We start from the raw sequence: 18316 nt of genomic DNA on the forward strand, positions 1-18316 counted from the left end.
GCAGTGAGAACCTGCACACCCTTGAGTGTGCGGTTCTTCTAAGGAAAATACAGATTTACGTCGGAGCAATGTCAGGCGCGACCGATGCGCGCACCTTGGAAACCGGGGCTTGCCCGGCTGCCAAAGGAGGCGTGGACGGTCGCTTCAGCCCTTACTTCTGTTTTTCCAACTGGTGGTATTTGCCGTCCTTGTCCCACTGGTAGACCACATAGTCGGAGACTTTCAAGTCGCCCTTGGTGTCCCACTCCTTCTTGCCCATCACGGTCTGGACGGGGTTGGCCTTGAGCCACTTGGCCGCGTCTTCGCCTTTGTTGGACTTGGCGCCATTGAAACCGGCGGCCAGGGCCTGGACCGAAGCGTAGGCGTACAGGGTGTAGCCTTCAGGCTCGGTGCCATTCTTGCGGAACTCTTCAACCACGGCCTTGCTGTCTGGCAGCAGGCGCGGGTCGGCGCCGAAGGTCATGTACACGCCATCGACGTATTGCGCGCCGCCGGCGGTGGTGACCAGTTCGTCAGTCACGATGCCGTCGTCGGACATGAACTTCACGTCCTTGAGACCTTGCTCACGCAGTTGGCGAACCAGTGGACCGGCTTCCGGGTGCAGGCCCCCGAAATAAACCACGTCGGCACCGACCGAACGGATCTTGGTGACCACGGCGCTGAAGTCTTTCTCGCCGCGGGTCAGGCCTTCGTACAGCACCTCTTTCACGCCACGCTTGGCCAGTTGTGCCTTGGTGGCATCCGCCAGGCCTTGGCCGTAGGTGTCCTTGTCGTGCAGCACGGCCACTTTCTTGCCCTTGAGCACGTCAACGATGTAGTCGCCTGCCACGATGCCCTGCTGGTCGTCACGACCGCACATGCGGAACATGGCGCTCAGGCCGCGCTCGGTAACCTGTGGGTTGGTGGAACCCGGGGTGATGGCGATGATGCCGGCTTCGTCGTAGACCTCGGAGGCCGGGATGGTGTTGGACGAGCAGAAGTGCCCGACCACGCCGATCACCTTGTCCTGGTCGACCAGGCGGTTGGCCACGGCCACGGCCTGCTTGGGTTCGCAGGCGTCGTCGCCGGCGACCAGTACGATCTTCTCACCGTTGACGCCACCGGCCTTGTTGATGGCATCGGCTGCCGCCTGGGCACCTTTCATGTACTGCTCGCCAAATGCAGCGTTGGCACCGGTCATCGGCCCCGCCACACCAAATTTCACATCAGCTTGAGCAAACGCAGAAACACCCAACGCAGCTGCCACTGCGAGGGCCAGGAAACCTTTCTTGTAAAACGTCTGGGACATGAGGTGGTGCTCCAAGGTTTTTTTTAGTTGGCACTGCGACTTCATTTCACTGAAAAGCTCAGAGCAAGGGCCGTGCCATCGGTTTTTTATTCTGAAAAAAGTCGCTGCTTTATTGTTATTTCGACTGTTTCGAGCCCTTTTTCATAGGGCGTGCAACCGTCTAAACCGCACGAGGTGCAACCTTTTATTTAAATGGGTGGAACCCTCCGTGAGCCATCATTGCAACCATCGCACGAAACGGCGTGCAACCACTGTGTAACAACCCGCGTCACCGAACTGCACACTGTCGGTGCGCGATTGCTACAACCCGCACCATAACAGGCTAGACGCTACGCCGGAAAAAGCGGGCTCCAGCAACAATTTTCAACACTCAAATGACGATCCGCAGGCACTGGCCCGCGTGATACAGCGAGAAGCCTGCCTCATACAAGCAACTGCGCAACCCCACCCCGGCCACCGGCTGCATGGGGGCGAACGGGATCGGCAGGGCCTGGGCATCGCCGTGGCACAGGTAGTCGGCGAACGCCTTGCCGACCACAGTACCGGTGGTCACGCCCCGGCCGTTGTAGCCGGTCACGGCCACCAGCCCGGGGGCCGGTTCGAACAGGCGCATCAAGTGATCGGGGGTGAAGGCAATGCAACCGGTCCAGGTGCACTCCCACTCCACCGATTTGAGGTAAGGAAAATAGTGCTGCTGCACCCGATCGGCCCAAGCCTTGAGGAACCAGGTCGGCTTGCGGTTGCCATTGCCCAGGCTGCCCAGCAGCAAACGGCCATCCTTGTCCCGGCGGATGCTGCTCAACACCTGGCGGGTATCCCACGAGCCCTGCCCGCCCGGCAGAATGCGTCGGGCGGCCTCGTCAGTCAGTGGGGCCGAAGCGACCTGATAGTAATAACCGGGGAAGAAATTTCGCCGCAGTTCGGTCCAGTCGCCCTCGGTATAGGCGTTGGAGGCGATCACCACCTGCTCGGCCAGCACCGAACCCTGGGCAGTCTGCACCGACCAGCGCTGGCCTTGGCGTTCCAGGCGCGTCACCGGTGAATGGTCGAACAACTGGCCGCCAAGGTCTGTGGCCGCCTTGGCCAACCCGCTGGTGTAGGCCATCGGGTTGAGCGTGCCGGCGCGACGGTCGAGCAGTGCCGCGGCGATTTTCGACGTGCCGGTGGCATCGACACAGGCCTGGCCGGTGAGCAATTCCACCGGGGCACCGCGGCGCTTCCATTGTGCTTCACGGCTGCGCAGGTCGGCCTCGCCCCGGGCGTTATGGGCCATGTGCAGGGTGCCTTCGCGGCGCAGTTGGCAATCGATGTTGTATTTATCGATGAGACTGAACACCAGGGCCGGCGCGGCCCCCAGCATGCGGTTGAGCTGGCTGCCCACCGCCTCGCCGAACCCGGCCTCGATGTCATCCGGCGGGATCCACAGGCCGGCGTTGACCAGGCCGACGTTACGCCCCGATCCGCCGTGCCCGGCCCGATGGGCCTCCACCACAACCACGCGCTTGCCTTGTTCGAGCAAATGCACCGCCGCCGACAACCCGGTAAAACCCGCGCCGATCACGCAGACGTCGGCCGTGACTTCACCGGTGAGCGCGCTGTTTTCAGGCCTTTGCGGCGTCAGTTTTTCCCACAGACATTCTTCGCGTAACGGCATTGCCAGACTCCGAAAAAGAAACCCAACCACCACACCATTTCATTTGTGGGAGCGAGCTTGCTCGCGATGACGGTTTATCTACCGATATTGATGTCGGCTGATTCGACGCTATCGCGAGCAAGCTCGCTCCCACAGGGGATTTCCGTTGACTCGACCTCAGTCGAAAGTAATCCCCTGCGCCAACGGCAACTCCAGCGAGTAGTTCACGGTGTTGGTCTGGCGGCGCATGTAGCCGCGCCACGCGTCGGAGCCGGATTCGCGACCGCCGCCGGTTTCTTTTTCGCCACCGAATGCGCCGCCGATCTCGGCGCCGCTCGGGCCGATGTTGACGTTGGCGATGCCGCAGTCGCTGCCCACGGCCGACATGAATTGCTCGGCTTCACGCACGTCGGTGGTGAAGATGCAGGACGACAGGCCCTGGGGCACGGAATTGTTCAGGTGCAAGGCCTCGGCAAAGTCCTTGTAGCCGACCACGTACAGGATCGGTGCGAACGTTTCGTGGCGCACCACATCGCTCTGCTCGGGCATCTCGACGATGGCTGGCGAGACGTAATAGGCATTCGGGAACTGGTCTTCAAGCTGACGCTTGCCACCAAAGACTCGCCCACCTTCGCTCAAGGCCTGCTCCAGCGCATCCTGCATGCTGTCGAAGCTGTGCTTGTCGATCAGCGGCCCGACCAGGTTGCCTTCCAGCGGATGGCCGATACGCACTTTCGAATAGGCGGCCTTGAGGCGGGTGACGATTTCTTCCTTCACCGATTCATGGGCAATCAGCCGGCGCAGGGTAGTGCAACGCTGGCCGGCGGTGCCGACGGCGCTGAACAGGATGGCACGCACGGCCATGTCCAGGTCGGCGCTCGGCGCCAGGATCATGGCGTTGTTGCCGCCCAGTTCCAAAATGCTGCGAGCAAAACGCGCGGCGACTTTCGGTGCCACTTCACGGCCCATGCGAGTGCTGCCCGTGGCGCTGATCAACGCCACGCGCGGGTCATCCACCAGCGCTTCACCGGCATCACGGCCGCCAATGATCACCTGGCTCAGGTACGGCGGTGCGTCACTGAAATTCTTCAGCACGCGCTCGAACAACGCCTGGCACGCCAGGGCGGTGAGCGGGGTCTTTTCCGATGGCTTCCAGATCACCGCGTTACCACACACCAGGGCCAGCGTGGTGTTCCAGGCCCAGACCGCCACCGGGAAGTTGAAGGCACTGATCACCCCAACCACACCCAGCGGATGCCAGGACTCTCGCATGTGGTGACCCGGACGCTCGGAAGCGATGGTCAGGCCGTACAGCTGGCGGGACAGGCCGACGGCAAAGTCGCAGATATCGATCATTTCTTGCACTTCACCCAGACCTTCCTGGGTGATCTTGCCAGCTTCCCACGACACCAGCTCGCCGAGGTCGGCCTTGTATTCACGCAACAGGTCGCCAAATTGACGCACCAGCTCGCCGCGACGTGGGGCCGGCACCTTGCGCCACAGGTCGAAGGCGTGTTCGGCACGGCTGACCTGCTGCTCGACTTCAGCCGCGCCTTCCCAGTTCACGGCGCCGATACGGCTGCCATCAATGGGCGAATGCACCGGTTGTGTGCCGTTCTGGTACAAGGCCGAGTCGACGCCCAAGCGATCAAGCAATGCAGCAACCATGGAAAATTTCCTCACACGAAAAACAAAGGATTGGCAGCCGGACGAATGCGACTGATCAGACCTGTAGTTGTAGCTGGCCTGAGTCTTGCCAACAAACGACCTTTAAGCGAGATATCATTCCGTTTATTCATGCTGGCCATGACCGGATAAGCAGAGCCACAAGAAATAAGGCCTCATCATGCTCAATAAACGCTATTTGCCGTCGATCACGGCGCTGCAATGCTTCGAAGCGGTGACCCGTCACCTGAGCTTCACCCGTGCTGCCGAAGAGCTGAACCTGACCCAGAGCGCCGTCAGCAAACAGGTCGCGCAACTGGAAGAGTTGCTGCAGCACTTGCTGTTCCGGCGCGTGCGCCGACGCTTGCAGCTAACGCCTGCCGGTGATTTGTACCTGGGGGAAGTGCGAAAAATCCTCACGCAGGTGGAGATGTCTACCCATTACCTGCGCTCCTACGGCGGCGACACCGAAGTCCTGCGCGTTTCCACGCCCCCGACCTTCGGCGCCCGCTGGTTGGTCCCACGCTTGAAGGGCTGGCGATTGCGGCATCCGAAGATTCATCTGGACCTGTGCAGCGAGCAGGAGGCCGACGACTTGCTGCAAGGGCGCAGCGACCTGGCGTTCTATTTCGGCCAAGGCTCGCGCCCCGGCACCGAATCCCTGAAGCTGTTTGGCGAAGAACTGGTACCGGTCTGCGCGCCCGGCAGCCTGCCTGAGCAGCCCTTCACCGACCCGACCCAACTAGCCGAGCTGGTGCTGCTGCAAAACGCCTCGCGCCCCCAGGCCTGGCACGACTGGTTCGACCACCAGGGCTACCACACCGAACACAGCTACCACGGGCCGCGTTTCGAAACCTTCTACATGTGCATCCGCGCCGCCCAGGTAGGCTGCGGCGTCGCCCTGCTGCCGCGGTTTCTGGTGGAAGAAGAACTGGCCGACGGCAAACTGGTCATCCCTTGGCCGCACGCGATGCCCAGCACCAACGCCTATTACCTGGCCTATCCAGAACATTCGGCGGAAGTGCCCAAGGTGCGGCTTTTTGTGGAGTGGATGCTGGAGCAGATCGACAGCCCGGATGCACCGCAATAGGGGCAGCCAACACAAAGCCTTGTGGCGAGGGAGCTTGCTCCCGCTCGGGTGCGCAGCGCCCGCATGGAAAGAGGGCCGCTTCGCGCCCCAGCGGGAGCAAGCTCCCTCGCCACAAAAAACACTGGCAATACCCACCACGGTTATGCGCCACTAGCCCTTTCACTACAAACCGCCGAACCTCGTTGCCCACTGCGCGGCCTGTCTGGAGAACCCTATGAGCGAGAGCGTATTTGCCGATCGTATCGTGCAGAACCTGCTCGACACCGACTTCTACAAACTGACGATGATGCAGGCGGTGCTGCACAACTACCCCAACGTCGAAGTCGAATGGGAATTCCGCTGCCGCAACAGCGAAGACCTGCGCCCGTACCTGGCGGAGATCCGCTTTCAGATCGAGCGCCTGGCCGAGCTGAGCCTGAGCGCCGACCAGTTGGGTTTCCTGGAGCGCATCAGTTTTCTGAAGCCGGACTTCCTGCGTTTCCTGGGGCTGTTTCGCTTCAACCTGCGCTACGTGCACACTGGTATCGAAAACGGCGAGCTGTTCATCCGCCTGCGCGGGCCGTGGCTGCACGTGATTCTGTTCGAAGTGCCGCTGCTGGCCATTGTCAGCGAGGTGCGCAATCGTTATCGCTACCGTGAAATCGTCCTGGAACAGGCTCGGGAGCAGTTGTATCGCAAGTTCGACTGGCTGAGCGCCAACGCCAGCGCCGAAGAACTGTCCGAACTGCAAGTCGCAGACTTCGGCACCCGCCGCCGCTTTTCCTTCCGCGTCCAGGAAGAAGTGGTCAACGTGCTCAAGCATGACTTCCCCGGGCGTTTCGTCGGCACCAGTAACGTGCACCTGTCCCGGGAGTTGGACATGAAGCCCCTGGGCACCATGGCCCATGAGTGGATCATGGCCCACCAGCAATTGGGCCCGCGGCTGATCGACAGCCAGATCGCCGCCCTCGATTGCTGGGTGCGCGAGTACCGAGGCCTGCTGGGGATCGCCCTGACCGATTGCATCACCATGGACGCCTTCCTCAAGGATTTCGATCTGTTCTTCGCCAAGCTGTTCGACGGTTTGCGCCACGACTCGGGCGACCCGGTGATCTGGGCTGAAAAAGCCATTGCCCACTACCACAAGCTCGGCATCGACCCGATGAGCAAGACCCTGGTGTTTTCCGATAGCCTGACACTACCCAAATGCCTGGAGATTTTTCGGGCATTGCGTGGTCGCATTAATGTCAGCTTCGGTATTGGCACCAACCTGACGTGTGACATTCCGGGTGTAGAGCCCATGAGCATCGTGCTTAAAATGATCAGCTGTGGCGGGCAACCCGTGGCCAAGATTTCAGATGAGCCCGGCAAGACCCACTGCAAGGACCCGAATTTCGTCGCCTACATGCGACACGTTTTCCAAGTACCTGCCGCCCTTTCAGACACATCAAGCAAGGAGTGAATTCATGCAAGCCGTACAGCGTGAGATTGCTGAACAGCTCAAGGTCCAGCCACCGTTCGCCGATGACGCCGCCCTCAAGGCCGAAATCGCCCGGCGGGTGAGCTTTATCCAGGATTGCCTGGTCAACTCCGGCCTCAAGTCCCTCGTACTGGGCATCAGCGGTGGCGTCGATTCGTTGACCGCCGGGCTGCTGGCCCAACGCGCCATGCGCGAACTGCGGGAGAAAACCGGTAACGCCGCCTACAAGTTCATCGCCGTGCGCCTGCCGTACGAAACCCAGTTCGACGAACATGAAGCGCAAGCCTGCGTGGACTTCATCGACCCGGACGAGCGCCATACCGTCAACATCGGCCCGGCGGTCAAGGCCCTGGCCGATCAAGTCGCGGCGTTCGAAGGCAAGGCAGCGGTCTCGCGGGACTTCGTGCTGGGCAATACCAAGGCGCGGATGCGCATGGTGGCGCAATACACCATCGCGGGCACCGAGCACGGCCTGGTGATCGGCACCGACCATGCCGCCGAAGCGGTGATGGGTTTCTTCACCAAGTTCGGTGATGGCGCTTGTGACCTGGCGCCGTTGAGTGGCCTGGTGAAAAACCAGGTCCGGGCCATCGCCCGAGACTTTGGCGCGCCGGAGTCGCTGGTGGAAAAAATCCCCACCGCCGACCTTGAGGACCTGTCCCCAGGCAAACCGGATGAAGCCTCCCATGGCGTGACCTATGCCGAGATCGATGCTTTCCTGCATGGCGAGCCTGTGCGGGACGAGGCGTTCAGGATCATCTGCGAGACCTATCGCAAGACTGAGCACAAGCGGGTGATGCCTTACGCTCCGTAACGGGTAATCACTGTGGGAGCGAGCTTGCTCGCGATAGCGGTGTGTCAGCTTGCATTGATGTTGAATGTAGAGAGGCGTGGGTTGGTGTGTATATCCGTTGCTGCGTAACGACGGCTGGCGGTTTCGCCCTTACGGCGAGTCACTTTCGAAAAGCCCGGAAGCCGGCCCAGTCGAAAGTAACCAAAGCGCTTCTGCCCCACCACTCGGCACCTCGCCTAGGCTCGGTGTGCCCGAACGAAGGCATTGCTCCGTGGGCCCGCCGCGAAGGGCCATCCATGGCCCAGCGCGGCTATCCCGGCATCCATGCCGGGATGCCCACTGCGCAATGCCTGCGTTCGGCCAGCGTGGTTTAACGGGGCGTCCAGATCAAGATCCAAAGCAAAGCAAAGCAAAGCAAGGCAAGAGCAAGAGCAAGAGCAAGAGCAAGAGCGGGGCATGCCGGCATCTATGTGGCTGAGCCACCGCTATCGCGAGCAAGCTCGCTCCCACATTGGATCTTCCGTAGACACAATATTTATGTGCATCCAGAGCCCCCTGTGGGAGCGAGCCTGCTCGCGAAGAGGCCGGCACATCCAACATCTTCATTGACTGGGACACCGTCATCGCGAGCAAGCTTTGCTCCCACAGATCTAATGGGTGTACGACCGCAAGAACCAGGTCGGCTACTAGGCCGCCTCGTGGAGGACGTTGATCTCGGGCGCCCCGTTAACCACGCTGGCTGAACGAAGGTGTTGCGCAGTGGGCAACCCGGCATGGATGCCGGGTTAGCCGCGATGGGCCATGGATGGCCCTTCGCGGCGGCCCACGGAGCAATGCCTTCGTTCAGGCATGCCGAGCCTAGGCGAGGCACCAAGTGGTGGGGCAGGAGCGCTTTGGTTACTTTCGCGCTTTTCGAAAGTGACCCGCTGTAAGAGCGGAACCATAAGCCGCCATTACGCAAAAAACGGATATACACCCCAAAGCAACTAAACACCGAGCTTTCTAAAAAGACAAAAAACGGCGCTTCCCATTTCTGAAAGAAGCGCCGCTTTTTTTGTGCCTGAAGCTGATTACTTCAGAGTAACGGTGCCTTTCATCATCGAGATGTGGCCCGGGAACGAGCAGAAGAAGCCGTACTTCTCGGAGGCATTGAGCTTCGACACATCGAAGGTCACTGAGTCGGTTTCCTTGGCACCAATGAGCTTGGTGTGGGCGATGATGCGTGCATCACCTTCCGGCAGGTAGTTCTTGTCGATGCCTGCTGCCAAACCAGCCGTGGCAATCGGCTGCATGTCAGCCTCTTTGCTCAGTACCCAGTTATGGCCCATGACGTTTTTCGGCAAGTTGCCCGAGTGAGTCAGCTCAACGGTGAACGTCTTGCAGCTCTTGTCGATCTCGATGGCCTTGGTGTTGAAGGACATCTGGTCGGTCGAGTCGATGGTGGTCTTGCACTCCGCTGCCATCAGTTGGCTGCTGGCCAGCGTCAACAGGGATACTGCAACAAGTTTGGCAAACATCGTGAATCTCCAAGGCATGGTTAACAAAAATCCGTCAAAGGGGAAGACTGCCTGAATTTCAGACAAGTTCCTATGACCTGAATCAAAGATTGTATACAACTTAAGGCTATCAGCCTGATGGACACAATCAACCAGCCAGAGGGATGACACCGCTCTATGATCAGCCTCACCACCTCTCGGGAGCGCCCATCATGAACGTCAACAGCCTGTTATGCAGCTTGCTCGCCGCCTACGCCTGCGGTGCCAGTGGCACCTACGAAAAACCCCAACGCGAGGTTTAATCGCTTTGCGCCACCAAGGCCAGGCTTTACTCTGGGTCGGTTACTGATCATGGAGTAAAGCATGTCCATCGCGTCTGTTTGTGTATTTTGCGGCGCCAGCACCGGCACCGATCCAGCGTATCGTGAAGCGGCGCAGGCCCTGGGTCGAGCATTGGCGGAACGAAAATTGACCTTGGTCTACGGCGGTGGCGCCGTCGGCCTGATGGGGATCGTCGCCGATGCGGCCCTGGCGGCCGGCGGCGAGGTCATCGGCATCATCCCGCAAAGCCTCAAGGACAAGGAAATCGGCCACAGCGGCCTGACCCGTCTGGAAGTGGTGGACGGCATGCACGCCCGCAAGGCGCGCATGGCCGAACTCAGCGATGCCTTCATCGCCCTGCCCGGCGGCCTCGGCACGCTGGAGGAGTTGTTCGAGGTCTGGACCTGGGGCCAGCTCGGCTACCACGGCAAACCGCTGGGGCTGCTGGAAGTGAACGGCTTCTACAGCAAGCTCACCGCTTTTCTCGATCATATCGTCGGCGAAGGCTTCGTCCGCACGCCCCATCGTGACATGCTGCAAGTGAGCGAATCAGCGCAGGACCTGCTCGATGCGCTGGACGAATGGCAACCGTCAGTGCAGCCAAAGTGGGCCGAACAAAAACCCAGCTAACGGCTCGGCCCCGATACAGGGCAGAATATGCGCCGCTCAACCTCACCTTCGACCCCAGAGGATCGCCCATGGCCAAACCCAATTATTCCTTCGCCAAACGTCAGAGAGACTTGGCCAAGGAGCAGAAGAAAGAGGAAAAGCTGCAGCGCAAGAAAGCCACAGCTGAAGAAGAAGCCGCACTGACCCCGGATACCGAAGGCGAAGTAGCAGCAGAAGATGATGTTGATGCACCGAAAGATCAGGCACCCGAGGCCTGATACCCCCAGGGCCCGATGATCCGATCCGGCCCCCCGGTTTTGTGTCCAGGGCCGGCAGTCCCACTGCCGGCCCTCACAATCCCAGCGCTTTGATAATCGACAGGCGATAGCCTGTAGGCAGGTTCACCGGTAATTGGTCCGGCTCGAACAACCCGATCTGCTTGTGCTCATGGCTGATCATCGGCACGAAACCGCCCAGCAACTGGCAGCGGTACGTGGAAATGAAGACGTGCTTGCCGGGAATGACCTCGAACAAGTACGAATCCAGCGGCTCCCCCACGCGCACCTCAACCGCCAGTTCCTCATCGATCTCCCGTGCCAGGCATTGCGGCGCCGTTTCGCCCAGCTCGATCCGTCCGCCGGGCAGTTCCCATTCGTCCCGTTCGTTGAGCATCAGCACGACCAGGCCCTCGGGAGATTGAAGCACGCCTTTGATGGAAACCGGGAACATGAAGAGGCCTCGTGGTTAATGTTTTACCTGTGGCGAGGGAGCTTGCTCCCGCTCGGTTGCGCAGCAACCGCCAAGAACCTGGGGGCCGCTGCGCGCCCCAGCGGGAGCAAGCTCCCTCGCCACAGGTATTTTCACTGGACAGCTGGGTCATGACTCCAGCGGCATCACCGTCACCCGCACCTCAGGATCATGATTGCCGCCCCCCAGGATCACCCCCCGCAGCGGCGACACATCGGAAAAGTCCCGCCCCCAGGCCAGGGTGATGTGTTCCAGGGCCGGCTGTACGTTGTTGGTCGGGTCGAAGTCCACCCAACCCAACACCGGGCAATACACCGAAACCCAGGCATGGGACGCATCGGCGCCAATCAGCCGTGGCTGGCCGGGTGGCGGCTGGGTCAGCAGGTAGCCGCTGACGTAACGCGCCGCCAGACCGCGCGAGCGCACGCAGGCCAGCATCAGATGGGCAAAGTCCTGGCATACGCCCCGCCGCCGCTCCAGCACCTCCACCAGCGGCGTCGCCACCTGAGTCGCCTCGGCATCGAAGGTGAACTCTTCGAAGATCTTCTCCATCAGCGCTCGAACGCCAACCATCAGCGGTCGCCCCGGCGGGAAGCAACTTTCGGAAAACTCGACGAAGCTGCGCTTGAGGTGCACATACGGCGACTCGAAACGATAACGGCACGCCTCCAGCAATGGTGCCGCCAGTGGCCGGCCACTGTAGCTCAGCGCGTTGCAGGTCGATTCCCAGGCCGGGGACAGGTCGAAATCCAGCGCGGGGCGCGCCAGCACTTCGACGCTCAAGCGAGCATTGACCAGCAGCTCGTCATGGGGCCGTTCGAAGGCCAGTCGGGTCAGCGGGTTGCCGAACACATCCAGCTCATCGCGACGGGTCGTCGGCTCCGGGCTGATCAGCAACTGCTGTTCGGTGCAACGCTGCCAGTCACAGGCGCGCGGCCACAGATGGGCAAGCTGCTGGGCCAGGGACACCGGGCTGTCGTAGTGGTAATGGGTGTCGTGGAGAATCTGGTAACGAGCGCTCATCAGACAGACACCGTGCGTTGGCTGACGTCATCGACGTGGGCGAAATGACGCAAGGCCAGGCGATCGGACACCTGTCCACCGACATCGGCCACTTCCTGCAACAGGTCGGCCAGCCCATCAAGTGCTGCGCGCAGGCTGGCTTCGCCAAACAGGGGATTTTCCAGGCAACGCAAGTCAAAGCGAGAAAGACGCGTCACCAATTCGGGCAAGGCCGTTTCCTTCGGTGCGCCAAAATCGTCGTTCAGGCGTTTGAGCGTGCGGGCCACCAGCTTTAACTGGAAAAGCACCGCGTGAGGGTTCTGTTCGTCCAGCAACAACAGGTCCAGCACCGGGATCAGTTGCGCCACCGCCAAGTAGCGCGAACGGTAGGTGATGCTGCTGTTGCCCAGTTCCAGCAGCCACTCCAGCCCGGCCTGGTCGAACACTGCATCGCTGCGCAAAAACGCCGCCAGGCTGCTGCTGAGGAACTGCAAGCGTTCCAGGCGTCGGCCAATCATCAAGAAGCGCCAGCCCTCGTCGCGGGTCATGTCGTCCAAGGCAAAACCAGACAACGCCGCCAGGGACATCACTAGCCGATTGAGAAAATCCAGCAACTCACCGAAATCCGGCTCCTCGGTTTCCAGCTCCATCGCTTCGCGCTGCAACTCCACCAGCGCCTGCCAGTTCTCCCGGGACAGCTTGCCGCGAACCTGCGAGGCCGCCCACTGCAAGCGCTGCAAGTTGGAGCGCAGGCTGAACGACCAGTCGTCCCCCAACAGCGCCGCCAGCAAACGCTCATGCAGCTCGCCCTCTTCAGGCAGCAGCATCAGGCTTTCACCCAGGGACACCGCCGACTGCAGGGCCTGCGGGTCATCGCCATCGACATAACGCCCCAGCATGATCCGCAGCAGCCGCGCGCTGTCGTCGCAACGCTCGCAGTAGCGGCCGAACCAGAACAGGTTTTCCACCACCCGTGAAGGCAGGTACGGATCGCGTCGAACCAGGTCGTGGACCCCCACGGTTCGCTGGGCCTTCCATTGTTCACCGCCGGGCGCCTGCTCGCCCAGCACCCAGGTGTCCTTGCTGGCGCCACCACGTTGCATCGACACCACTTCGGCGTCGGCCTCGGCGGCCACGCGGGTCAGGCCACCCGACAGCACCCGATAATCATCCTTCCCGGACACGGCATACACGCGCATGCCGATGGCCCGAGGCTGGATGTGCCCGTCTTCGGCCTGCCAGACCGGGGCCTGGGACAGTTGCGCCAACTCCTGGGCGACATAGGCATAGGGCCGAGCCTGCATGCGCGCCGCCAGTTGGCCACGCTGCGCCTCGTTAAGATCACGACCGAACACCGGGGTGAAGCTTTGGGAAGGAAACGCCGGCTTGATCAACAGTTGCGGAAGTTTTTCCAGGGCCTGGGCCAGCACCGGCGGCTCACCGCACCACCAGGTGGCGATGGACGGCAGTATCAATTCCTCACCGAACAGATACTGGTTGATCTTCGGCAGGAACCCCAACAGGCCCGGTGACTCCAGCACGCCGCTGCCCAGGGCATTGGCCACCAGCACCCGGCCCTGACGCACCGCTTCCAACAACCCCGGCACGCCGAGGGCTGAATCGGTACGCAGCTCCAGGGGGTCGCAGAAATCGTCGTCGAGCCGGCGCATGATGGCGTGGACCCGGCGCAGGCCACTGAGGGTCTTGAGGTAGACCGTGGCGTCCCGCACGGTCAGGTCGCCTCCCTCTACCAGCGGATAGCCTAGCTGGCGCGCCAGATAAAGATGTTCGAAATAACTTTCGTTGAACCGCCCCGGCGTCAACAGCACCACCAGCGGCGACTCACCGTCGCTGGGGGCCTGTCGTGCCAGGGTTTCTTGCAAGGTGCGGAAGAACCCCGACAAGTGCCGCACCTTCAAGTCGCGATACAAATCGGGGAAGGCGCGGGAAACGATCATGCGATTTTCCAGCGCATAACCGGCCCCCGAAGGCGCCTGGGTCCGATCCGCCGTGACCCACCAGCGGCCATCGGGCGTGCGCGCCAGATCCACCGCATACAAGTGCAGGAAGCTGCCGTCCGGCGGCGCGATGCCCTGGCAGGGCCAAAGGAAATTGTTGTGCCCGAACACCAGCTCTGCCGGCAACAGCCCTTCGCTGATCAGCCGCTGTGGCCCATACAGGTCGGCCAGCACCGCATTGAGCAGCCGCGCACGCTGGGCGATCCCGGCCGACAGGTGCTTCCATTCCTGCGGGTCGATCACGTGGGGCAGCAAGTCCAGCTCCCACGGCCGGTCGGCGCCCTTCGGATCGGCGTAGACGTTATAGGTGACACCGTTTTCCTGGATCTGCCGAGCCAGCAGCGCCTGTCGCTGGATCAGGTGAGCCGGCGTGCTGCGCTGCAACTGATCGAACAACCGCCGCCAGTGCGGACGCACCGCACCGTTGTCGTCCAACAGTTCGTGATAGGTGCCCGTCGTCAGCGGGTAACGGTCAAGCAGGTCAGGCATGGAAAGCTCGGCAGACGGCAATAAAAGGTGAGACTAGCGCAAGCGCATGACGCCCGGATAGGTGTGTTTGTGTTGGATCCGGCCTGGGTCTTCAGACTGCAATCATTGTGGCGAGGGGATTTATCCCCGCTGGGCTGCGCAGCAGCCCCCAAACCAGGCAACTCGGTGTGCCAGGAAGATTGAGCTAACTGCTTTAGGGCTGCTGCGCAGCCCAGCGGGGATAAATCCCCTCGCCACAAGGGCCACCTAGCGCTTTAACGCTCCTGGAAAACGTCGCAGATCGAGCGTGAGCGGAAACTCGTCATCCATGGCCAGGCTGGGTATCGGAAGTTTCCCAGGCGTGTGTCCGAGCCGGAAGAAACGCGCCATCCGCCGACTTTCGGCCTCGTTGGCATTCACCGGCAGGCTGTCGTAGTTGCGCCCGCCCGGATGGGCCACGTGATACTGGCAGCCGCCCACGGAACGTTGCATCCAGGTGTCGAGCAAATCGAAGACCAGCGGCGCATGCACCGGGATGGTCGGTTGCAGGCAGTTGGCCGGTTGCCAGGCGCGGAAACGCACCCCGGCGACGAACTCGCCGACCCGACCAGTGGGTTGCAAGGGCACCGGCACACCATTGCAGGTCAGCAGGTAGCGTTGCGGCGCCAGGCCGCTGAGCTTGACCTGCAAGCGCTCCAGGGAAGAATCCACATAACGCACGGTACCACCCACCGCGCCCTCTTCCCCCAGCACATGCCAAGGCTCGAGGGCTTGGCGCAATTGCAGTTCGATACCGCTGACCGCGTAATCGCCCACCTTGGGGAAGCGGAACTCCAGGTGCGCGGCGAACCACTCGGCCCGCAGCGGGTAGCCGGCGGCGTTCAGCTCATGGATGACGTCGGCAAAATCCTGCTCGATAAAGTGCGGCAACAGGAAACGGTCATGCAGCTCGGTGCCCCAGCGCGCCAGTTTCGCCGGCGCATAAGGCTCGCGCCAGAACCGCGCCACCAGCGCCCGCAGCAGTAATTGCTGGGCCAGGCTCATGCGGGCGTGGGGTGGCATCTCGAAAGCACGCAACTCCAACAGACCGAGACGCCCCGTGGCGCCGTCTGGCGAATAGAGCTTGTCGATGCAGAATTCGGCACGGTGCGTATTGCCGGTCACGTCGATCAACAGGTTGCGCAACAGGCGATCGACCAACCACGGCGGGCACTCCTCGCCGGGTTGCGGCATTTGCGCGAAAGCGATTTCCAGTTCGTACAACGCGTCATTGCGCGCCTCGTCCACGCGAGGCGCCTGGGAGGTCGGGCCGATGAACAATCCGGAAAACAGGTAGGACAACGACGGGTGGTTATGCCAGTAACTGATCAGGCTGCGCAGCAGGTCGGGACGCCGCAGAAACGGTGAGTCAGCCGGTGTCGCGCCACCCAGTACGAAATGGTTACCGCCGCCGGTGCCCGTATGCCGGCCATCGATCATGAATTTCTCGGTGGTCAGTCGGGTCTGTCGCGCTTCTTCGTATAGAAATTCAGTGCGCTCGACCAACTCATCCCAGGTGGCCGAAGGTTGCACGTTGACCTCGATCACACCCGGGTCAGGGGTAATGCGAAAATTGCCCAGGCGCGGGTCGCTCGGCGGCTCGTAGCCTTCCAACAGCACCGGACAGTGCAGCTCCTCAGCCGTCGCCTCGATGGCAATGACCAGTTCCAGGTAATCCTCGACCCGCTCCAGTGGCGGCATGAACAGGTACAGCCGGCCATCGCGGGCCTCGGCACAGAAGGCGGTGCGGGTCAGCCAGTCGGCGGATTTGTCGATCTCCGGGACACGCTCCTGCTCGGCCGCCGGCTCGCCGTGACGCGCCAGTTGCTCGGTGCCGGGCAGCTCGGGCAAGTCCTGGTTCGGGTCGGTGGGGTGGATGAACGGGTATTCGGCCGCCGTCACCCAAGGCTGCGACGCCAGTGGCAAGCGATAACCCAGGGGCGAATCCCCCGGCACCAGGCGGCAGTGGTTGTCGCGCAGGTACCAGCGACCGCTTTGCCATTGATCGCCCTTGGCGGTGCGGGCCAGCGGCAGGACCTGGCCGATGACCTTGTCCAGGCCCTGGCTGAAGACCTTGCGCAGCCGTGCACGCTCCAGGGCGTCCTCCAGGCGTGGGTCCTCGGCCGTGACATTCGAAGGCAATGCACCTTCGCGCCAGAGGTAATAGAAGTTGTCTTCGTAGGCCGGAAACACAAACCGCGCAGGAATTTTCAAACGCTCGGCAACGCTCGCCAGGAAACGCCCAGCCAGTTCGCCATCGGCGCCGTAGTCCTCCTGCTCGTCGGCGATCAACGCGCTGTTGTGCCAGATCGGCACCCCGTCGCGCCGCCAATAGCAGTTGAGCGACCAGCGCGGCAATTGTTCGCCGGGGTACCACTTGCCCTGGCCGAAATGCACCAGCCCCTTGGGCGCATAGTGATTGCGCATGCGCTGGAACAGCTCGGCGGAGAGCCTGCGTTTATCAGGCCCGAGTGCCGCGGTGTTCCACTCGGCACCGTCCGGGTCATCGATGGAGACAAAGGTCGGTTCGCCACCCATGGTCAGGCGCACGTCGCCCTCCAACAGGTCGGCATCGATCTGGCGCCCCAGCGCCTGGATCGCCAGCCACTGTGCGTCGGTGTAAGGCTTGGTCACCCGCGGCGCTTCCCAGACCCGCTCGACGGACATTTCGTGGCTGAACTCACACTCGCAAGGCTCCACCAAACCACTGATCGGTGCCGCCGAGGACGGATCGGGACTGCACGCCAACGGGATGTGGCCTTCACCGGCGAACAACCCGGACGTTGCATCCAGGCCGATCCAGCCCGCACCGGGCAGGTAGACCTCGCACCAGGCATGCAAATCGGTGAAATCCACGTCAGTGCCGGACGGGCCATCGAGGCTTTTCACATCGGCGGTCAACTGGATCAGGTAACCGGAAACGAAACGCGCGGCCAAGCCGAGGTTGCGCAACAGCTGCACCAACAACCAGGCCGAGTCGCGACAGGAACCGGACGCGTGCTCCAGGGTATGCTCCGGGGTCTGCACGCCGGGTTCCATGCGGATCAGGTAGTTGATGTCTTCGCTCAGGCGCTGGTTGAGCGCCACCAAAAAATCCACCGCGGGCAACGGCGTCCGGTCGATGCCGTCCAGATAGGCCTGGAACCTCGGCGTCAGCGGCAGGGTTTCCAGGTAAGGCGCCAGCTCCTTGCGCTCGTCGGCCGCGTAGGCGAACGGAATCTTTTCGGCGTAGGGCTCGAGGAAGAAGTCGAACGGATTGAACACCGCCATTTCCGCCAACAGATCGACCTCGATCCGCATCTCCCGGGTTTTCTCGGGAAACACCAACCGCGCCAGGTAATTGCCCTGGGGGTCTTGCTGCCAGTTGATGAAATGCTGCTCGGGCGAAACCTTCAGCGCATAGGAAAGAATGCGCGTGCGGCTGTGGGCCGCCGGGCGCAGGCGAACGATCTGCGGGCCGAGTTCGACGGCGCGGTCGTAGCGGTAATGCGTGACGTGATGCAATGCGACATGGATCGACACGACGTGCCTCCTGCGAGCCTGGGCGTTATCGAAAGCGGCGCAAGACTTATGCCATGCAGGCAGGCCGGACACTTTCTTTGTCTACTCAAGGCAGTAGAGCACTAAAAACGCGCGCTGCTCGCATTCGTGTGCAAAGAGGCGCACATAAATGTGGCGCAGAGGTAGC

General features: G+C 61.8%; 13 protein-coding genes. 5 read left to right on the forward strand and 8 right to left on the reverse strand.

Features of this window, described 5'->3' with window-relative positions; genetic code table 11:
* Positions 1-151 precede the first annotated feature (151 nt).
* The 3 genes from Q7F16_RS19135 to amaB form a co-directional block, all read right to left on the reverse strand.
* On the reverse strand, positions 152-1288 hold the full coding sequence (locus tag Q7F16_RS19135; RefSeq protein ID WP_060739399.1) for a branched-chain amino acid ABC transporter substrate-binding protein: 1137 nt from the start codon (positions 1286-1288) through the stop codon (positions 152-154).
* A gap of 370 nt (positions 1289-1658) precedes the next feature.
* Positions 1659-2942 (reverse strand): L-pipecolate oxidase, encoded by a 1284-nt coding sequence (gene amaA / locus Q7F16_RS19140; RefSeq protein WP_079301659.1) that lies wholly within the window; start codon positions 2940-2942, stop codon positions 1659-1661.
* A 156-nt stretch (positions 2943-3098) separates the two neighbouring features.
* Positions 3099-4589: an L-piperidine-6-carboxylate dehydrogenase gene (gene amaB / locus Q7F16_RS19145; RefSeq protein WP_018606272.1), complete on the reverse strand. Its 1491-nt coding sequence runs from the start codon at positions 4587-4589 to the stop codon at positions 3099-3101.
* A gap of 178 nt (positions 4590-4767) precedes the next feature.
* Between amaB and Q7F16_RS19150 the strand changes: the two genes are divergently transcribed.
* The 3 genes from Q7F16_RS19150 (at position 4768) to nadE (ending at position 7949) form a co-directional block, all read left to right on the forward strand.
* Complete coding sequence (locus Q7F16_RS19150) at positions 4768-5676, forward strand: LysR family transcriptional regulator (protein ID WP_409556716.1); 909 nt, start codon at positions 4768-4770, stop codon at positions 5674-5676.
* A gap of 214 nt (positions 5677-5890) precedes the next feature.
* Positions 5891-7117 carry a nicotinate phosphoribosyltransferase gene (gene pncB, locus Q7F16_RS19155; protein ID WP_079301656.1) on the forward strand — a complete coding sequence of 409 codons (1227 nt, stop codon included), beginning with the start codon at positions 5891-5893 and terminating at the stop codon, positions 7115-7117.
* Positions 7118-7121: 4 nt separating this feature from the next.
* Positions 7122-7949 (forward strand): ammonia-dependent NAD(+) synthetase, encoded by an 828-nt coding sequence (nadE, locus tag Q7F16_RS19160; protein ID WP_095963260.1) that lies wholly within the window; start codon positions 7122-7124, stop codon positions 7947-7949.
* Between the two features lie 1049 nt (positions 7950-8998).
* Here the strand turns inward: nadE and azu are convergent.
* The gene (gene azu / locus Q7F16_RS19165) at positions 8999-9445 is read right to left on the reverse strand and encodes an azurin (protein WP_046064345.1); all 447 of its coding nucleotides are present in this window, start codon (positions 9443-9445) and stop codon (positions 8999-9001) included.
* A gap of 342 nt (positions 9446-9787) precedes the next feature.
* On the opposite strand from azu, the gene Q7F16_RS19170 reads away from it, so the two are divergent.
* Both Q7F16_RS19170 and Q7F16_RS19175 read left to right on the forward strand, forming a co-directional pair.
* Entirely contained in the window at positions 9788-10375 is a 588-nt protein-coding gene (locus tag Q7F16_RS19170) for a TIGR00730 family Rossman fold protein (RefSeq protein WP_409556715.1), read from the forward strand.
* A 68-nt stretch (positions 10376-10443) separates the two neighbouring features.
* On the forward strand, positions 10444-10632 hold the full coding sequence (locus tag Q7F16_RS19175; protein WP_018604316.1) for a hypothetical protein: 189 nt from the start codon (positions 10444-10446) through the stop codon (positions 10630-10632).
* Positions 10633-10705: 73 nt separating this feature from the next.
* Here Q7F16_RS19175 and Q7F16_RS19180 read toward each other — a convergent pair whose 3' ends face one another.
* The 4 genes from Q7F16_RS19180 to Q7F16_RS19195 form a co-directional block, all read right to left on the reverse strand.
* Positions 10706-11083 (reverse strand): NUDIX hydrolase, encoded by a 378-nt coding sequence (locus Q7F16_RS19180; RefSeq protein WP_046064344.1) that lies wholly within the window; start codon positions 11081-11083, stop codon positions 10706-10708.
* Positions 11084-11230: 147 nt separating this feature from the next.
* Positions 11231-12124, reverse strand: a complete 894-nt coding sequence (locus Q7F16_RS19185) for a transglutaminase family protein (RefSeq protein WP_014336318.1) — start codon at positions 12122-12124, stop codon at positions 11231-11233.
* Positions 12124-14610: a circularly permuted type 2 ATP-grasp protein gene (locus Q7F16_RS19190; RefSeq protein WP_046065544.1), complete on the reverse strand. Its 2487-nt coding sequence runs from the start codon at positions 14608-14610 to the stop codon at positions 12124-12126. Before Q7F16_RS19190 ends, Q7F16_RS19185 begins: the two co-directional genes overlap by 1 nt.
* Positions 14611-14856: 246 nt before the next feature.
* On the reverse strand, positions 14857-18150 hold the full coding sequence (locus Q7F16_RS19195; protein WP_409556714.1) for a transglutaminase family protein: 3294 nt from the start codon (positions 18148-18150) through the stop codon (positions 14857-14859).
* Between the last annotated feature and the right edge of the window lie 166 nt (positions 18151-18316).

The organism is Pseudomonas sp. Lb2C2, from assembly GCF_052112205.1.
GTDB lineage: Bacteria > Pseudomonadota > Gammaproteobacteria > Pseudomonadales > Pseudomonadaceae > Aquipseudomonas > Aquipseudomonas kilonensis.